13 protein-coding genes and 2 pseudogenes are annotated in these 16424 nt (G+C 61.7%); 5 read left to right on the top strand and 10 right to left on the bottom strand.

Annotation, left to right across the window (positions count from 1 at the left end; all coding sequences use genetic code 11):
- Window positions 1-102: 102 nt before the first annotated feature.
- From ACQVLG_RS10330 to ACQVLG_RS10295, 8 genes and pseudogenes are all read right to left on the bottom strand, one after another.
- Window positions 103-1038 (bottom strand): Tim44 domain-containing protein, encoded by a 936-nt coding sequence (locus tag ACQVLG_RS10330; protein WP_474294350.1) that lies wholly within the window; start codon window positions 1036-1038, stop codon window positions 103-105.
- A 31-nt stretch (window positions 1039-1069) separates the two neighbouring features.
- Window positions 1070-1804 carry a bifunctional demethylmenaquinone methyltransferase/2-methoxy-6-polyprenyl-1,4-benzoquinol methylase UbiE gene (ubiE, locus tag ACQVLG_RS10325; protein WP_034753359.1) on the bottom strand — a complete coding sequence of 245 codons (735 nt, stop codon included), beginning with the start codon at window positions 1802-1804 and terminating at the stop codon, window positions 1070-1072.
- 29 nt (window positions 1805-1833) lie between these two features.
- Window positions 1834-3075, bottom strand: a complete 1242-nt coding sequence (locus ACQVLG_RS10320) for an RNA polymerase sigma factor (RefSeq protein WP_474294348.1) — start codon at window positions 3073-3075, stop codon at window positions 1834-1836.
- A gap of 2 nt (window positions 3076-3077) precedes the next feature.
- On the bottom strand, window positions 3078-3422 hold the full coding sequence (locus ACQVLG_RS10315; protein WP_474294346.1) for a YciI family protein: 345 nt from the start codon (window positions 3420-3422) through the stop codon (window positions 3078-3080).
- Between the two features lie 97 nt (window positions 3423-3519).
- Window positions 3520-3969, bottom strand: coding sequence for a gamma-butyrobetaine hydroxylase family protein (locus tag ACQVLG_RS10310; protein WP_474294344.1), 450 nt, complete (start codon window positions 3967-3969; stop codon window positions 3520-3522).
- A gap of 9 nt (window positions 3970-3978) precedes the next feature.
- Window positions 3979-4431, bottom strand: a complete 453-nt coding sequence (locus ACQVLG_RS10305) for an HIT family protein (protein WP_474294342.1) — start codon at window positions 4429-4431, stop codon at window positions 3979-3981.
- Window positions 4428-8470, bottom strand: a pseudogene (locus ACQVLG_RS10300) (DUF3683 domain-containing protein). Before ACQVLG_RS10300 ends, ACQVLG_RS10305 begins: the two are co-directional and overlap by 4 nt.
- Before the next feature lie 257 nt (window positions 8471-8727).
- Window positions 8728-9219 (bottom strand): YqaA family protein, encoded by a 492-nt coding sequence (locus tag ACQVLG_RS10295; protein ID WP_092718393.1) that lies wholly within the window; start codon window positions 9217-9219, stop codon window positions 8728-8730.
- A gap of 201 nt (window positions 9220-9420) precedes the next feature.
- Between ACQVLG_RS10295 and ilvA the strand changes: the two genes are divergently transcribed.
- From ilvA to rapZ, 5 genes and pseudogenes are all read left to right on the top strand, one after another.
- Window positions 9421-10956, top strand: coding sequence for a threonine ammonia-lyase, biosynthetic (ilvA, locus tag ACQVLG_RS10290; RefSeq protein ID WP_230541297.1), 1536 nt, complete (start codon window positions 9421-9423; stop codon window positions 10954-10956).
- A gap of 78 nt (window positions 10957-11034) precedes the next feature.
- Window positions 11035-11878, top strand: a pseudogene (gene queF, locus ACQVLG_RS10285) (NADPH-dependent 7-cyano-7-deazaguanine reductase QueF).
- A 343-nt stretch (window positions 11879-12221) separates the two neighbouring features.
- Complete coding sequence (locus tag ACQVLG_RS10280; protein ID WP_034753339.1) at window positions 12222-12704, top strand: PTS sugar transporter subunit IIA; 483 nt, start codon at window positions 12222-12224, stop codon at window positions 12702-12704.
- Between the two features lie 36 nt (window positions 12705-12740).
- Window positions 12741-13676 (top strand): HPr(Ser) kinase/phosphatase, encoded by a 936-nt coding sequence (gene hprK, locus ACQVLG_RS10275; protein ID WP_034753337.1) that lies wholly within the window; start codon window positions 12741-12743, stop codon window positions 13674-13676.
- Between the two features lie 284 nt (window positions 13677-13960).
- Window positions 13961-14824 carry an RNase adapter RapZ gene (gene rapZ, locus ACQVLG_RS10270; protein ID WP_139092210.1) on the top strand — a complete coding sequence of 288 codons (864 nt, stop codon included), beginning with the start codon at window positions 13961-13963 and terminating at the stop codon, window positions 14822-14824.
- Here rapZ and ACQVLG_RS10265 read toward each other — a convergent pair whose 3' ends face one another.
- Together ACQVLG_RS10265 and hpf are read right to left on the bottom strand one after the other, a co-directional pair.
- Window positions 14825-15910 (bottom strand): 3-hydroxyisobutyryl-CoA hydrolase, encoded by a 1086-nt coding sequence (locus ACQVLG_RS10265; protein WP_474294339.1) that lies wholly within the window; start codon window positions 15908-15910, stop codon window positions 14825-14827. It abuts the gene before it with no gap.
- 127 nt (window positions 15911-16037) lie between these two features.
- Window positions 16038-16400, bottom strand: a complete 363-nt coding sequence (hpf, locus tag ACQVLG_RS10260; RefSeq protein WP_035824124.1) for a ribosome hibernation-promoting factor, HPF/YfiA family — start codon at window positions 16398-16400, stop codon at window positions 16038-16040.
- Window positions 16401-16424 lie beyond the last annotated feature (24 nt).

Below are 16424 nucleotides of genomic sequence, written 5' to 3'. Positions count from 1 at the left end.
GACAACGCGGGCGGTTTCGATCTTACCAGTTCAGCAGGAAATATCTGTCAAGCATCATGCATTGCGCATGAACTTAAGCCATTATTCAGCAAGTTTTGACAATTAATTCAATTGCTGGATGCCTGCCAGGACCCAGCCGCTGTTGCCGCTGACGGGTTTCGACATATTCCACACTTCCGCGAACGGTTCGGCCGCGGCGCCCGGCGCCGAACGGATCAGGCCCGTAAACTTGACGCTGGCCAGGTAATCGTTGACGCTCGTCTCAATACCGAGCAATTCGGCATCGATGGTGACGACGTCCGTAAAGTCCGGCTGCGCGCCCCGTTCCTGGATTTGCATGCGCAGTTCCGCATACACTTCCGGCGACGTGAATTCGCGGATATCGTTGACGTCGGCCTTGTCCCAGGCCGCTTGCAGGCGAATGAAATTGCTTTTCGCGTGGCGCAGGAAGGCTTCCTTGTCGAAGTCGGCAGGCACGCCCCATGGCGCGGCAGCCGGTACCGGCTTGTCCAGGCCTACGCCGGACGACACGGGCTGCAGCGGCGGAATGCGCGAACCGATGTCGGGCACGTTACCGGCCGGTGCCGGCTGGTTGCCGCCAAAACCGGCGAACGGCGCATTGCCGCTGGTATTGTTGTCGCGCTTGCCGCGCACCATGCGGTAGATGAAGAAGGCCACGCCGGCCAGCAAGGCCACCATCAGCAGGGTGCTGATCATGCTGGCCAGGGCGCCGCCCAGGCCAAAGTGCGACAGCAAGGCGCCCAGGCCCAGGCCCAGCAGTGCGCCGCCCAATAACCCCTTCCAGCGGCTCGGTGCCTTGGCGGCAGGTGCCGGTGCGGGGGCCGGCGCAGGTTGCGCCTGGCGTGGCGCGGCGGCCGGTGCCGGGGCCGGCGCAGGTGCGGGCGCCTGACGGCCCACGTTTTGCGACTGGCGGCCAAACGAACGGCCACCGCCCATGGGACGGGCCAGCGCCTCGCCCAGCATGGATACCGTGGTCGCGGCCAGCATCATGCCGACCATAAATTTCTTCAATTTCATTCCATCTCCTAAAATCACCAACGTTGATGCATTACATCTTGATACCGGTGTGCAAAGCGGCAATGCCTGCCGTCAAATTGTAGTACTGCACGCGCTCCAGGCCCGCCGTTTCCATCATGGTTTTGAGGGTTTCCTGGTCCGGATGCATGCGGATCGATTCGGCCAGGTAGCGATAGCTTTCCGCGTCGCCGGCGATTTTCTGTCCGAACCACGGCAAGACCGAGAACGAATACAGGTCGTACGGCTTTTGCAGCGGTGCCGCCACTTTGGAAAACTCCAGCACCAGCAGCTTGCCGCCCGGTTTCAGCACGCGGCGCATTTCCGCCAGCGCCACATCCTTGTGCGTCATGTTGCGCAGGCCAAAGGCCACGCTGACACGGTCGAAATAGTTATCGGGGAATGGCAGTTTTTCCGCGTCACACAACAAGGTGGGGGTGAGCAAGCCGCGATTCAAGAGCCGGTCGCGGCCCACGCGCAACATCGATTCATTGATATCGGTCAACCAGACTTCGCCCGTAGGACCGGCCTGCTTGGCAAACGCCTTCGACAGGTCGCCCGTGCCGCCGGCGATGTCGAGCACCTTGAAACCGGGGCGCACGCCCGCGTTGGCGATGGTGAACGTCTTCCACAGACGGTGCAGCCCGCCCGACATCAAGTCGTTCATCACGTCGTATTTGGCAGCGACGGAATGGAACACCTTGGCGACTTCGCGCACTTTGTCGTCTTCTGCAACTGTTTTGTATCCGAAATGGGTCGTATTGGTCATGGTAGGCAGTCTGTTTGAACTTGGGAGCATTATACAAGCGGCAGACGCATTTCCCCGTGACGCCGGAGAAGGTATTGCCTTTCCACTGCATTCTCAGCCAGCATTGCCGCCCGCGCATACGCGGCCAGCGCGCCAGGCCGGTCGCCTTGGCGGCGCAGCAAGTCGGCCCGGGCCGCGTGCAGATAATGCGAGTTGGCAAGGCTGGGCACGGCTTCCAGCCGTTCCAGCCACGCCAGCCCGTGTTCGGCGCCGTGCGCCATGGCGCAAGCGATCACGGCATTGAGCAAAATCAAGGGTTCCGGCTTGTGCCGCAGCAAGGCGCCGTACAGGGCGCTGATCTGGCGCCAGTCCGTCTGGCTGGCCGTGGGCGCTTGGGCGTGCAAGGCGGCTATCGCCGCCTGCAACTGATATGGCCCCGGCGAGCGCGCCCGCAAGGCCAGTTCCAGCACGGCCAGCCCCTCGGCAATCCAGTCACGCCGCCACAGGTGCCGGTCCTGCTCTTCCAGGGTCAGCAGAAAACCCTCGGGCGACAGGCGGGCCGGGCCGCGCGACGCCTGCAGCAGCATCAGGGCCAATAGCCCCTGCACTTCCGGCTGGCCCGGCTGCAGGCTGTCGAGCAGCCGCCCCAGGCGCAGCGCTTCCGCGCACAGGTCCGCGCGCAGCAGGCTATCGCCGCCGCTGGCGCAATAGCCTTCGCTGAACACCAGATAGATGACATGCTGCACTTGCGCCAGCCGTTGCGGCCAATCCTGGGCCGGCGGCAACTCGAAAGGGATGCGCGCTTCGGCAATCTTGCGCCTGGCGCGCAACAGGCGCTGCGACAGGGCCGCTTCCGCCACGCCGAAAGCGCGCGCGATCTCGCCCGTGGACAGCCCACACAGGGTGCGCAGGGCCAGCGCCACCTGCGCCTCGGGCGCCAGCGCGGGATGGCAGCAGATGAACAGCAGGCGCAAACGGTCGTCCTCGATGGCTTGCGTTTCATCAAGCATGGTCGCCGGCAGGCAGGACAGCACGGCCTCGGCTTCGCTGACGCTCTTGCCCGCCCGGCGCACATGGTCGAGGCCCGCATTGCGCGCCACGGCACTGAGCCAGGCGGCGGGATTGTCGGGGATGCCCGTGCGCGGCCACAGTTCCAGCGCCTTGCGGCACGCTTCCTGCAGCACGTCTTCCGCCAGGCCCAGGTCGCCGAAACGCCGCATCAGGCCGGCCAGCACCCTGCCCTTTTCCTGGCGAAAGACGTACTCGACGGCCGCAATGGCGTCGCCGGCCATGTTCAAGCCGTCACGGGCCGCACTTCGATGGTGCCCAGGGAAGCTGCCGGACAACGCCCGGCCCAGGCCAGCGCCTCGTCCAAGTTGGCGCAATCGAGCAGATAGTAGCCACCCAGCTGCTCCTTGGTTTCCGCGAACGGCCCATCCGTGATGACGGGCTTGCCGTTTTGCACACGCACGCAGGTGGCGCTGCGCACGGGCGCCAACTCGGCGCCGCCGCGCAGCACGCCGGCCGCCTCCAGGTCCTGCGTATAGCTGGCAAAGTCGGCCATCAGGCTGGCCATCTGCCCTTCCGGCATGGTTTCGTAACGGGATTCATCGGCGTAGATCAGGATCATGTATTCCATAGTCTCTTCTCCAAAAGAAAAATGCCCGCAAGCGCGGGCATTCATACGACGAATGGGGCGGCGGTTTTCCGACAGGTTACCGCATTATTTTTTCAGTTTAGTGTTTATGCCCGCAGCTGGGTCCATGGACGTGACCAGAAGATTGCTTGACCGTCATGTCGGCCTTGGCATCGCGGCCGCTGTCGCCCGGGTAGCCGGCCGCCGCCAGCTGGTCCAGATAGGCTTGCCACAGGGTCGCTTGCTCGGCGCCCAGCTTGTACAAATAGGCCCAGGTGTACAGGCCGGAATTGTGGCCATCGCTGAAGGTCGGCTGCACGGCGTAGTTGCCGACCGGCTCCAGACCCGTGATGCCGACCAGGCGTTTGCCTAATTGCAAAGTTTCCTGGCCCTTGCCATGGCCTTGCACTTCGGCCGACGGCGAATACACGCGCAGGTATTCGAACGGCAGCGCAAATGTGCTGCCGTCGTCGAAGGCCACGTCGAGCACGCGCGACTGGTTGTGCACGGTCAAGCCGGTCGGTTGCGGTGTTGCTGTTTTTTCAGTCATGACAATACTTTATGCGGATAAACGTTGAAGGATGGCGGTGCGCAAGGCCGGCAACAGGGCGCGGCGCGCGGCCAGCACCTCGGGCGCCGTCTCGCGCTGCACCACCGCCCAGCTGGGATTCGGGAAATGCGCATCGTCGCGGTAGCGGGGGATCACGTGCCAGTGCACGTGCGGCGTCATGTTGCCGAAACTGGCCACGTTGACCTTTTCCGGCTGCATCACTTCCCGCACGGCCAACTCGACTTGCCACACGACTTCCATGACGTAATTGCGCTCGCCTGGCGTCAAATCCGTCATTTCCTTCACGTGTTTGTTCCAGATCACGCGGCAAAAGCCGGGATATGCAGGGTCGTCGACGGCCACCACGGACAAACGTTCGCTGCGCCACAGCAAGACCTCACAGCCCTGCTTCTTGGCAAAGCCATCGAGCAAGCTGCACAGATCGCAGGTCGAAGACGTCACACCAGCACCCGTTCGATGCCGCCGTCATTGGCGCGTTTCACGTAATCCGGCATCCAGTTCTCTCCCAGCAAGTGTTTGGCGATCTCGACGACGATGTAGTCGGCCGTCGTGCCCGAATCGTCATTGTAGCGCGACAAGCCTTGCAGGCACGACGGGCAGCTGGTGAGGATTTTCACGTCGCCGGTAAAACCGTCGCCGCGCAGCTTGTCGGCGCCCTTGACCATCTCTTCTTCCTTGCGGAAACGCACTTGCGTGGAAATATCGGGACGCGTGACGGCCAGGGAACCCGATTCGCCGCAGCAACGGTCATTCTTCTCGATCTTCACGTTGTCTACCGTGCTGATCAGGGAATTGATGGTCTTGCCCGATTCCTGCAGCTTCATCGGATTGTGGCATGGCTCGTGGTACATATAGCGCGTGCCGTTCACGCCTTCCAGCTTGACGTTTTTCTCCAGCAAATACTCATGGATATCCATGATGCGGCAGCCGGGGAAAATCTTTTCAAACTGATACGTTGCCAGCTGGTCATAGCAGGTGCCGCAGGACACCAGCACCGTCTTGATGTCCAGGTAATTGAGCGTGTTGGCCATGCGGTGGAACAGGACGCGGTTGTCCGTCATCATCTTCTCGGCCTTGTCGAACTCGCCCGCGCCCCGCTGCGGATAACCGCAGCACAGGTAGCCAGGCGGCAAGACCGTCTGCACGCCCACTTCCCACAGCATCGCCTGCGTGGCCAGACCCACTTGCGAGAACAAACGTTCCGAACCGCAGCCGGGGAAGTAGAACACGGCTTCCGTATCGGCCGTGGTCGTCTTCGGATTGCGGATGATCGGAATGACCTTGTCGTCTTCGATGTCGAGCAGCGCGCGCGCCGATTTCTTCGGCAGGTTGCCCGGCATCTTTTTGTTAATAAAATGGATCACCTGCGCCTTGACGGGCGGCTTGCCCGTCGATGGCGGCGGCGCCTTGGTTTGCTTCTTGGCAAATTTCTTCAACACAAATCATGGCCCAGGCGCTGCGCCTTGTAACCCCAGCCGATCATGACCTTGCGCGTGGCGTTGATGGTCACGGGATCGGTGGCGTTGAGGAACATCATCGTTGCCTTGGTGCCCGGATTGAAGCTCTTCTTGTCCATCTTGCGCAGCAAGTTGCGCATGTTCATCGACACGTCGCCGAAGTCGATGTTCACGGGGCAAGGCGTCACGCATTTATGGCAGACCGTGCAGTGGTCAGCCACGTCTTCGAACTCTTCCCAATGCTTGATGGAAATACCGCGGCGCGTCTGCTCTTCGTACAGGAAGGCTTCGATCAGGGACGAAGTCGCCAAGATCTTGTCGCGCGGCGAATACAGCAAGTTGGCGCGCGGCACGTGGGTCGAGCACACGGGCTTGCACTTGCCGCAGCGCAAGCAATCCTTGACGCTGTCGGCGATGGCGCCGATATCGCTTTGCTGCATGATCAAGGACTCGTGCCCCATCAGGCCGAACGATGGCGTGTAGGCATTGCGCAAGTCGGCGCCCATGCCCGGCAGGTTCAGCAGCTTGCCCTTGTTGAAACGGCCTTCCGGATCGATGCGCTGCTTGTAGCTGCGGAAGTCGCCGATTTCTTCTTCCGTCAAAAATTCCAGCTTGGTGATGCCGATACCGTGCTCGCCGGAAATGACGCCGTTCAGCGAGCGGGCCAGGATCATGATGCGGCCCACGGCTTCGTGGGCATCCTGCAGCATTTCGTAATTGTCCGAGTTGACGGGCAAGTTCGTGTGCACGTTGCCATCGCCCGCATGCATGTGCAGCGCGACAAACACGCGGCTACGCAAAATGCGCGCGTGAATCGCCGTCGCTTCGTCGAGGATCAGTTTGAAGGCGGCGCCGTTGAAGATCTGGCGCAGCTGGGCGCGGATTTCCTGCTTCCAGGTCACGCGCACGGTGCGGTCCTGTACCACGTCGAACAGGGTCGCGGCTGGTTGCGTTTCCAGCCGCGCATCGAACACGGGCAACAGGCGCTCCATGCCCAGTTCGGCCAATTCGCCCTTCACGTCCGCCAGCGGGCGGTCCAGCTGGGCCAGCAGATAGGTCCAGCGCGCCGTGACTTGCGCCAGCAACTGCTGCGCCTGCTCGGCGCGGTCGCCCAGCATTTCAGCGTCGTCGACGCGGTCGTCCGACGCATCGTCGCTCTTACCTACAGGCAAATTGCCCTTGGCAAAGAATTCGCTGAGGGCGTCCGCCAGTTGCAGTTTATTCTTGATCGACAGCTCGATATTGATGCGTTCGATACCATCCGTGTATTCGCCCATGCGGTTGAGCGGGATCACGACGTCTTCATTGATTTTAAAGGCGTTGGTGTGCTTGGCAATCGCCGCCGTGCGGGCACGGTCGAGCCAGAATTTCTTGCGCGCTTCGGGGCTGACGGCCACAAAACCTTCGCCCACGCGGGTGTTGGCGATGCGCACCACTTCCGACGCCGCCTGCGCGACGGCGTTTTCATCGTCGCCGACGATGTCGCCGAACAGGGCCATCTTCGGCAGCACGCCCCGCTTCGACTTGGTGGCGTAGCCGACGGCGCGCAGGTAGCGCTCGTCCAGGTGTTCCAGGCCCGCCAGGCGGATACTCGTGTATTGCTCGCCCTTGGCCGGCAAGCCATCCAGGTAATCCTTGATTTCCACGATCGACGGGATCGCGTCGCGCGCCTGGCCAAAGAATTCCAGGCAGACGGTACGGGCGAATTTCGGCATCTTGTGCAAAATCCAGCGCGCCGACGTGATCAGGCCGTCGCAGCCTTCCTTCTGGATGCCCGGCAAGCCGGCGAGGAATTTATCGGTGACGTCCTTGCCCAGGCCCTCCTTGCGGAACTTGCGGCCGGGAATTTCCAGTATTTCCGTCTTGAACGGTGCGTTCGGTTTTGTGGCGTCGCGCGTGCTCGGGTGGCGCCATTCCAGCTGGAAGCGTGCCAGTGCGATATCGTGGATCTTGCCCAGGTTATGGTCGAGGCGCGTGACGTCGAGCCAGTCGCCGTTCGGGTCGACCATGCGCCACGAGGCCAGGTTGTCCAGCGCCGTGCCCCACAGCACGGCTTTCTTGCCGCCCGCATTCATGGCGACGTTGCCGCCGATGCAAGAAGCGTGCGCGGACGTCGGGTCGACGGCGAAGACGAAACCGGCCTTTTCCGCCGCTTCCGATACTTTATTCGTGATCACGCCCGCGCCCGAATGGATGGTCGCGTATTCGTGGCTCAATCCCGGCAAGACCGTCATTTCGACGGCGCCCAGGGTGATCAGCTTTTCCGTGTTGATGACGGCCGACATCGGCGTCAATGGAATCGCGCCGCCCGTATAACCGGTGCCGCCGCCGCGCGGGATGATGGTCAGCCCCAGCTCGATGCAGCCCTTGACCAGGCCGGCCATTTCCTCTTCCGTGTCGGGCGTGAGCACGACGAACGGGTATTCCACGCGCCAGTCGGTGGCGTCCGTCACGTGCGACACGCGCGTCATGCCATCGAAGCGCACATTGTGCTTTTCCGTGTAGCGGCCCAGCACCTTGACCGTGCGCTTGCGCAAATCATAGGTCTGGCGGAATTCGTCGCCAAAGTCGGCCACGGCCTTGCTGGCAGCTTTGAGCAGCAGTTCCACGTTATGGCTGCGCGCCTGCGCCACTTCCGGCGCTTCACCGCTGGCGGCAGCGTCGCCGCCGGCCGCATCGATGGACAGGCGGCGCTTGTCGACTTCGGCCAGGCGGTGATGCAGGGCGTCGATCAAGCCCTGGCGACGCTTCGGGTTGTCGAGCAAGTCATCCTGCAGATACGGGTTGCGGCGCACGACCCAGATGTCGCCCAGCACCTCGTACAGCATGCGGGCCGAACGGCCCGTCTGGCGGGCGCCGCGCAGCTCGTCGAGCAGGCGCCAGGAGTCCTCTCCCAACAGGCGTATGACGATCTCGCGATCGGAAAACGACGTGTAGTTATACGGGATTTCGCGCAGGCGGCTTGCTGCGGGACCATTCGGCGTTTCTGCCAGTAAAGCTTGGATATGTGCGGGAGCGTTCATGGAGTGTGGTGACGATGTGGACTGGACCCTAAAGACCCATTTTATCTTATTGCGCCGCACCATGCGGGAACAGCCTTATGCCGCCCAAGGTTTAAGCACCTCATCCGCTACCATAGCAAATATGGAAAAGTCTTCCTTTGCATGAATAAAAAACCAGAATGACTGTCTTTTTTAAGCAAAAATGCCAAGAATCACGGCTGCCTGCAAACTATCAACCTGCCCAAAAATGGGGCAAACGGGCGTTGTAGCAGCCCCATTCAGGCCAGCATCTGGCCAATCCGGTGCCATACGCCATCGGGGACGTAGAGCAGCAAGCCCGTCATCGTAAGATAGCGCGCGCATTTGCCGACGGCCATGTAGGCCACGCTGGGCCAGAATGGCAGCTTGAGCCAGCCGGCCAGGGTGCACAGGGGGTCGCCCACGATGGGCAGCCAGGCCAGCAGCATGGTCTTGGCGCCATAGCGGGCCAGCCAGCGGAACCAGCGCGTGTCGCGCTCCTTGGCGAACGCCTGCTTGGCCCGGTAACCCATCCAGTAGTCGACGATGCCGCCCAGGGTATTGCCCAGCGTGGCGACGCCGATGGCGGCCCAGAACAGGGCGGGATTGGCCTTGATGACGGCAAACACGGCCGGCTCCGAGCCGAGCGGCAAGAGGGTGGCGGAAATAAAGCTGATCAGAAAGACCGATGTCAGCCCGACTTCCGGCGCTGCGATCAGCTGCAGCAGCCAGGCGATTGCGGATTCGATCATGGAACACTTCGCGATGCGGTAAGGCTCTCCATTATAATGAAGAGCAGCTTGCGCGCCGCACAATCCGCGCCGACCAGCAAGGGCCCACCGGCCCCTAGTTCCACAGAGCATTATTGTCGCCAGGCTATCCGCCGCGGCGCAGCCACTATCGCCCGACACGCTCCAGACCCTTTCTGGCCCAGAATCACTTGCTTGCAGACTATGAACATCGACTACCTCAAGAAAATCCTGACCGCCCGCGTCTATGACGTCGCCACCGAAACGCCGCTGGAACTGGCCCCTGCCCTGTCGCAGCGCCTGAACAACCAGATTTACTTCAAGCGCGAAGACATGCAAAGCGTGTTCAGCTTCAAGATTCGTGGCGCCTACAACAAGATGTCCAAGCTCAGCGAAGCGGACCGCAAGCGCGGCGTGATTTGCGCCTCGGCCGGCAACCATGCCCAGGGCGTGGCCCTGTCGGCCGCGCGCATGGGTTGCCGTGCCGTCATCGTCATGCCGACCACCACGCCGCTGGTGAAGGTCGAGGCGGTCAAGGGGCGCGGCGGCGTCAACGTGGAAGTGGTGCTGCACGGCGAGTCGTACACGGATGCCTACAACCATGCGCTGACGCTGGAAAAGGAACAGAAGCTGACCTTCGTGCACCCGTTCGACGATCCGGACGTGATCGCCGGCCAGGGCACGATCGGCATGGAAATCCTGCGCCAGCACGCCGGCCCCATCCACGCCATCTTCGCGCCCATCGGCGGCGGCGGCTTGATCGCCGGCATTGCTGCTTACGTAAAACAGATTCGCCCCGACATCAAGATCATCGGCGTGCAAAGCGTCGATTCGAACGCCATGGCCCGCTCGCTGAAGGCCGGCGAGCGCGTGACCCTGAACGACGTGGGCCTGTTTGCCGACGGCACGGCCGTGCGCCTGGCCGGCGAGGAAACCTTCCGCCTGGTGCAGGCGTATGTCGATGAAATCATCACGGTCGACACGGACGCCATCTGCGCCGCCATCAAGGATGTGTTTACGGATACGCGCAGCATCCTGGAGCCGTCCGGCGCGCTGGCCATCGCCGGCGCCAAGGCCTATGTGGAACGGGCCAGCCTGACCAAGCACCCCGTCAACAATGAAACATTGATCACCATCGCCAGCGGCGCGAACATGAATTTCGACCGTTTGCGCTTCGTCGCGGAACGGGCCGAGCTGGGCGAATTCCGCGAAGCCGTGTTTGCCGTCACCATGCGCGAACAGCGGGGCAGCTTCAAGCGCTTCTGCTCGCTCATCGGCGCGCGCAACGTGACGGAATTTAACTACCGCATCAGCGATGAAAAAGCCGCACACGTGTTCGTCGGCATTCAAATTGCCGACAGGCATGAATCAAGCGTGCTGGCGAAGACCTTCGAGGAACACGAATTCAAGACGCTGGACCTGACGCACGACGAACTGGCCAAGTCGCACATCCGCCACCTGGTGGGCGGCAAGAGCCGGCTGGCGCAGGACGAGCTGCTGTACCGCTTCGAATTCCCCGAACGCCCCGGTGCGCTGATGCGCTTCCTCGACAGCATGGCGCCGAACTGGAATATTTCCCTGTGTCATTACCGCAGCCAGGGCGGCGACGTGGGCCGCATCCTGATCGGCCTGCAAGTGCCGCCCGATGAAATGGGAGAATTCGCCCGCTTCCTCGATACCCTGGGCTACCGTTATTGGGATGAGAGCAGTAATCCCGTCTACAAACTGTTCTTGGGCTAAATAGCGAATTCACCCCGGTATTGCACTGGGGTGAAATAGGCTACCATGCGTGCTTGACCGAATTCACGCCACACGACCATGACCACCACCAACGACCTCGCCGAACAATCTCCCCTGGGCAAAAGCTCCGCCTACCGCACCGATTACGCGCCGGAATTGCTGTTTCCCATTCCGCGCCAGGGCAAGCGCGACGAGCTGGAACTGCACGGTACATTACCGTTTTTCGGCCTCGATATCTGGAACGCCTATGAACTGTCGTGGCTGAACCAGCGCGGCAAGCCGCAGGTGGCGATTGCCAAGGTCAGCGCGCCGGCCGATTCGCCCAACATCATCGAATCGAAGTCGTTCAAGCTGTACCTGAACTCCTTCAACCAGACCAAACTGGACAGCCCGGAAGCGCTGTTGATCTTGCTCAAACAGGATTTATCGAACGGTTTCGGCGCGCCCGTGCAAGTGGAACTGACCTTTGCAGGAAGATTTCGGCAAGCTCAAAATGGGCGAATTCGACGGTGTGCTGCTGGACCGCCTGGACCTGGAAATCACGCAATACACACCCTCGCCGCTGCTCTTGAAGGCGGCGTTCGATGATGCGCCGGTGGAAGAAAAACTCGTCTCGCACTTGCTCAAATCGAATTGCCTGGTGACGGGCCAGCCCGACTGGGGCAGCGTGCAGATCGAGTATGCGGGACCGCAGATCGACCAGGAAAGCCTGCTGCGCTACCTGATCGGTTTCCGCGAACACAATGAATTCCACGAGCAATGCGTGGAGCGCATCTTTGTCGACATCTTGCGTCAATGCAAGCCGCAAAAGCTGTCCGTGTATGCGCGCTATACGCGCCGCGGCGGCCTCGATATCAATCCTTGGCGCAGCAACTTCAGCACCGGGGCGATGCCGGGCAATCTGCGCAATGCGCGCCAGTAACGCTAGGCAACACCGCGCAACACCCCAAAACCATGCCAACAGGAATGTTGGCTGTGTTTTAAAACAACGTTGCAGTAGTGCCGCAGAGCATGTCAAAGACGCTGAAAAATCGGAAAATCGGCATTCGGCGGCGGAAAAACCGGCGCACCGCGTGTTTTTAATCAAGAAATAGCCGATACGCGCCGATGTTATTTTTTTGCTAAAATGATGACCACGTGGGCTGTAGCGCCCACTGCGCCCGCAGCGGGCGTATACTGTTGAGAATTGGCGTTACAGGCCGCGAAAACAGGCCTATAATTCGGCTCGCAAGCCCTCTGCGCATTGCACCATTTCATTGAGTGTCATGACTAATCTTAGCAAAATCTTATCCCTCGAAAACGTCCTCCTGGACCTGGAAGTCTCCAGCAAGAAGCGCGCTTTCGAGCAAGCCGGCCTGATCTTCGAAAACAATTACGGCATCGCCCGCTCTACCGTCTCGGACAATCTGTTTGCCCGAGAACGCCTGGGCTCGACGGGCCTGGGCCATGGCGTGGCCGTGCCGCATGGGCGGGTCAAGGGCAGCAAAACCCTGAAATCGCCGCTGGGCGCCTTCGTGCGCCTGGCCGAGCCGATTCCGTTCGAATCGCCCGATGGCAAGCCCGTCAATCTGCTGTTTTTCCTGCTGATTCCCGATCATGTCACCCAGCAACATCTGGAAATCCTGTCGGAAATCGCCGAAATGTTTTCCGATGACGCCTTCCGCACGGCATTGGCCACGGATCCCGAACCGAAATCCGTGCATTCGCGCATCGTCAATTGGCAACCCAGTCTGCAAGCGGCGGGTTAAACTTCAGGTATTCCTCCACTCCTGAAGAAGACTGCCATGTTGCAAACGCCGCTGACGATACAACGCCTGTACGACGACAATCGTGAAAGTCTGCAACTGGGCTGGTTCGCCGGCTTCCCCGGCGGCGAGCGCCTGATCTCGGGCGACGTCTCGTCGGCCGCCGACCAGGTGGGCCACTTGAACCTGATCCATCCGGGCCGCATCCAGGTCTTTGGCCACCAGGAAATCAATTACTATCAGCGCCTGAAGGTCAACACGCGCACCCACGTGATCGGCGAACTGATCGCCGGCGGTCCGCCCGCGCTGATCATCGCGCAAGGGCTGGAAACGCCGCCCGACATTCTCGCCATCTGCGACGAGCAAAATATCCCCCTGTTCTCGACCCCGCTGCCGGCCGCGCAAGTGATCGACTTCCTGCGCGTCTACCTGTCGAAAAAACTGGCGCAGCGCATCATCATGCATGGCGTGTTCATGGACGTGCTGGGCGTGGGCGTGCTGATCACGGGCGATTCGGGCCTGGGCAAGAGCGAGCTGGGGCTGGAGCTGATTTCGCGCAGCCACGGCCTGGTGGCCGACGACGCCGTCGAATTTTCGCGCATCGCGCCGAATATGATCGAAGGCCGCTGCCCGCCCCTGCTGCAAAACCTGCTGGAAGTGCGGGGGCTGGGTTTGCTCGATATCAAGGCCATCTTTGGCGAAACGGCCGTGCGCCGCAAGATGCGCCTGAAACTGATCGTGCACCTGGTGCGCCGCAACGCGCTGGAAGAGGAAGTCGAGCGCCTGCCCTTCCTGTTCCCCACGGAAGACGTGCTGGGCTTGCCCGTGCGCAAGGTCGTCATCCCCGTCGCCGCCGGCCGCAACATCGCCGTGCTGCTGGAAGCGGCCGTGCGCAATACGATTCTGCAGCTGCGCGGCATCGATACCCTGCAGGAGTTCATGGAGCGGCAACGCCTCGCCATGAGTGGCGATTAGCGTTGCAAGGAGTTCACCCATGCATGGGTGAACCGTTACGCAGGCGGAGAGCAAGGCTCTCCGAAACCCCTGCTCCACCAACGCCTCGCCATGAGCGGCGATTAACAACGCAGGTCGGATTAGCGGGGCCGCCGAGGTGGGGCAAGGCCCCACCTCGGCGGCCCCGCTAATCCGACAACATTGTTGGCGCGTGCAGCAAAGAAATACTACAGTCCAAATTGCAATAATTTGTAAAGATCATTGCCTCGGGAGCGCAGCGCCGGTCTTTATTGTATGATCGGGCTATGCATATCGTCCTTATCACCGGAATATCCGGCTCCGGTAAATCCGTCGCGCTCAATGTGCTGGAAGATACCGGCTACTATTGTGTCGACAACCTGCCGCCAGCCTTGCTGCCCAGCCTGGTGCAAACCCTGCTTGACGAAGGCACGCCGCAGCTGGCCGTGGCCGTCGATGCGCGCAGCGCCGAGTCGCTCGTCAGCTTGCCGCACAATGTGGCGCTGCTGCGCGACCAGGGGCACGACGTCAAGGTCATGTTCCTGACAGCCACCACGCATTCGCTGGTGGCGCGCTTCTCGGAAACGCGGCGCAGCCACCCTCTGTCGCACGAATTGCGCCCGAACCAGAATCCGGCCAGCCGCCGCACCCTGATCGAATGCATCTCCGAAGAGCGCGAACGCCTGTCGGCCATCGAGCAATTGGGCCATGTGATCGATACCTCGGAACTGAGCGCGAACAAACTGCGCGCCTGGATCAAGGATATCGTCGCCTCCGAACGCGCGCCGCTGACCCTGTTCTTCGAATCGTTCGCCTTCAAGCTGGGCGTGCCGCTCGATGCCGATTTCGTCTTCGACGTGCGGGCCCTGCCGAATCCGTATTACGACCTGGCGCTGCGCCCGCTCGACGGACGCGACGCTCCCGTGATCGCCTTCCTCGACGCCCAGCCGAGCGCGCTGGAACTGCTGGCCGACATCCGCGCCTTCATCGAGAAATGGTTGCCGTCATTCAAGTCCGACAACCGCAGCTACCTGACGGTGGCCCTCGGCTGCACGGGCGGCCAGCACCGCTCCGTGTACATGGCGGAGCGGCTGGCGCAGTATTTCGGCCCCAACGAGCGGGTCGTGCTGCGCCACCGCGAGCGTTCTTAATCAGTCGAGGTGGCGCAGCGGATGCGCTTGCGCCGGCCACACGGGGGCAAAGAAACGCGCCACCATGCTGGCATCGACCTCGTCCAGGGTTGAGGGGTTCCAGCGCGGCGCATTGTCCTTGTCGACCACCAGCGCGCGCACGCCCTCGAGCACTTCGCCATGCGCGAAATTGTGGCGCACCAGCGTGCGCTCCATGCGCAGGCAGTCGGCCACGCCCAGGTGGGCGCCCCGCTGCAGCAATTCCAGGGTCACCGACATCATCAAGGGCGAGCGCAGGCGCATGGCCGCCAGGGCCTTCGCGGCGAACGCGCTGTGGTCCTGCGCCAGCGAGGCCATGATGGCGGCCACCGAACCCGCGCCGAAGTGGCGGTCCAGCGCCGCGCGCGCCGTGGCCAGGGAAGCCGCGCCCGCCTCGGCCTGGAACGGCGCCGCCAGCGCCTTGATGGCCACCGGCAAGGCCTCGCCCGGCGTCGAGTCGAACAGGGCCAGCAGCGCCCCCATCTGCGCCTCGGGCAGATACACATCGGCCAGGCCCGTGTACAGGGCATCGGCCGCACCGATGGTCAGGCCCGTCAAGCCCAGGTACAGGCCCAGCCGGCCCGCCAGGCGGGAAAGAAAGTAACTGCCGCCCACGTCGGGGAACAGGCCAATATTGACTTCCGGCATGGCCATGCGCGTGCGGCCCGTGACGATGCGCAACTGGTTGCCGGGCCCGGCTTGCGCCACGCCCATGCCGCCGCCCATCACCACGCCGTCCATCACGGCGATATACGGTTTCGGATAAAAGTGAATGACATGATTTAACGCGTATTCTTCCGTAAAGAAATCTTCCAGCAGGGCGCTGCCGCCTTGCGGCGTGGCCAGGCCCGCATCGTAAAAGAAACGGATATCGCCGCCGGCGCACAGGGCCTTTTCGCTGCTGGAGCGGATCACCACGGCGTCCACCTGCGGATCGTCGCGCCAGGCCAGCAAGGCAGCGCTCAGGGTGCGCACCATCTCCAGCGACAGGGAGTTCAAGGCTTTCGGGCGGTCGAGCACGATGTGGCCCGTGCGGTTGCGGATGGAGGTCTGGACGAAGTCGCTCATGGCAGGCAGGAAAGAAGTGAGGATGGCGCATTCTAGCGCTTTCACCACGGATATTGCTTCCCGCAGGACGCAAAAAAGGGCGCAATGTGCGCCCTTAGTTGATCACAACTGGGGGAAGCCGGTGGCCTTAGACGGCGACGACGGCGTCTTCCTCTGAGTTGTCTGGCAGATGCTTGATCGCCTCTTTACCGTGCCCTTGCACTTTGGTTTTGTATTTCATCACTTGCCTATCGAGCTTGTCGATCAGGGTATCGATTGCGGCATACAAGTCGTGTGCCAGGCTTTCCACATAGACAGTTTTGCCACTCAGACGCAGGTTGACTTCGGCCTTTTGACGTTTTTCTTTCTCTTTGAGGTTATCCACGGTCAGAATCACGGCAATATCGATAACTTGATCGAAATGACGTTTCACGCGCTCCAGCTTCGTTTGTACGTATTCACGGATGGCTGGTGTCACTTCGAGATGATGTCCGCTGATGGTGAGATTCATACACACTCCTAAAGATGATCGGGT

This window comes from Janthinobacterium sp. TPC_1 (genome assembly GCF_056037845.1).
This window is presented reverse-complemented; position numbering and strand designations above follow the sequence as displayed.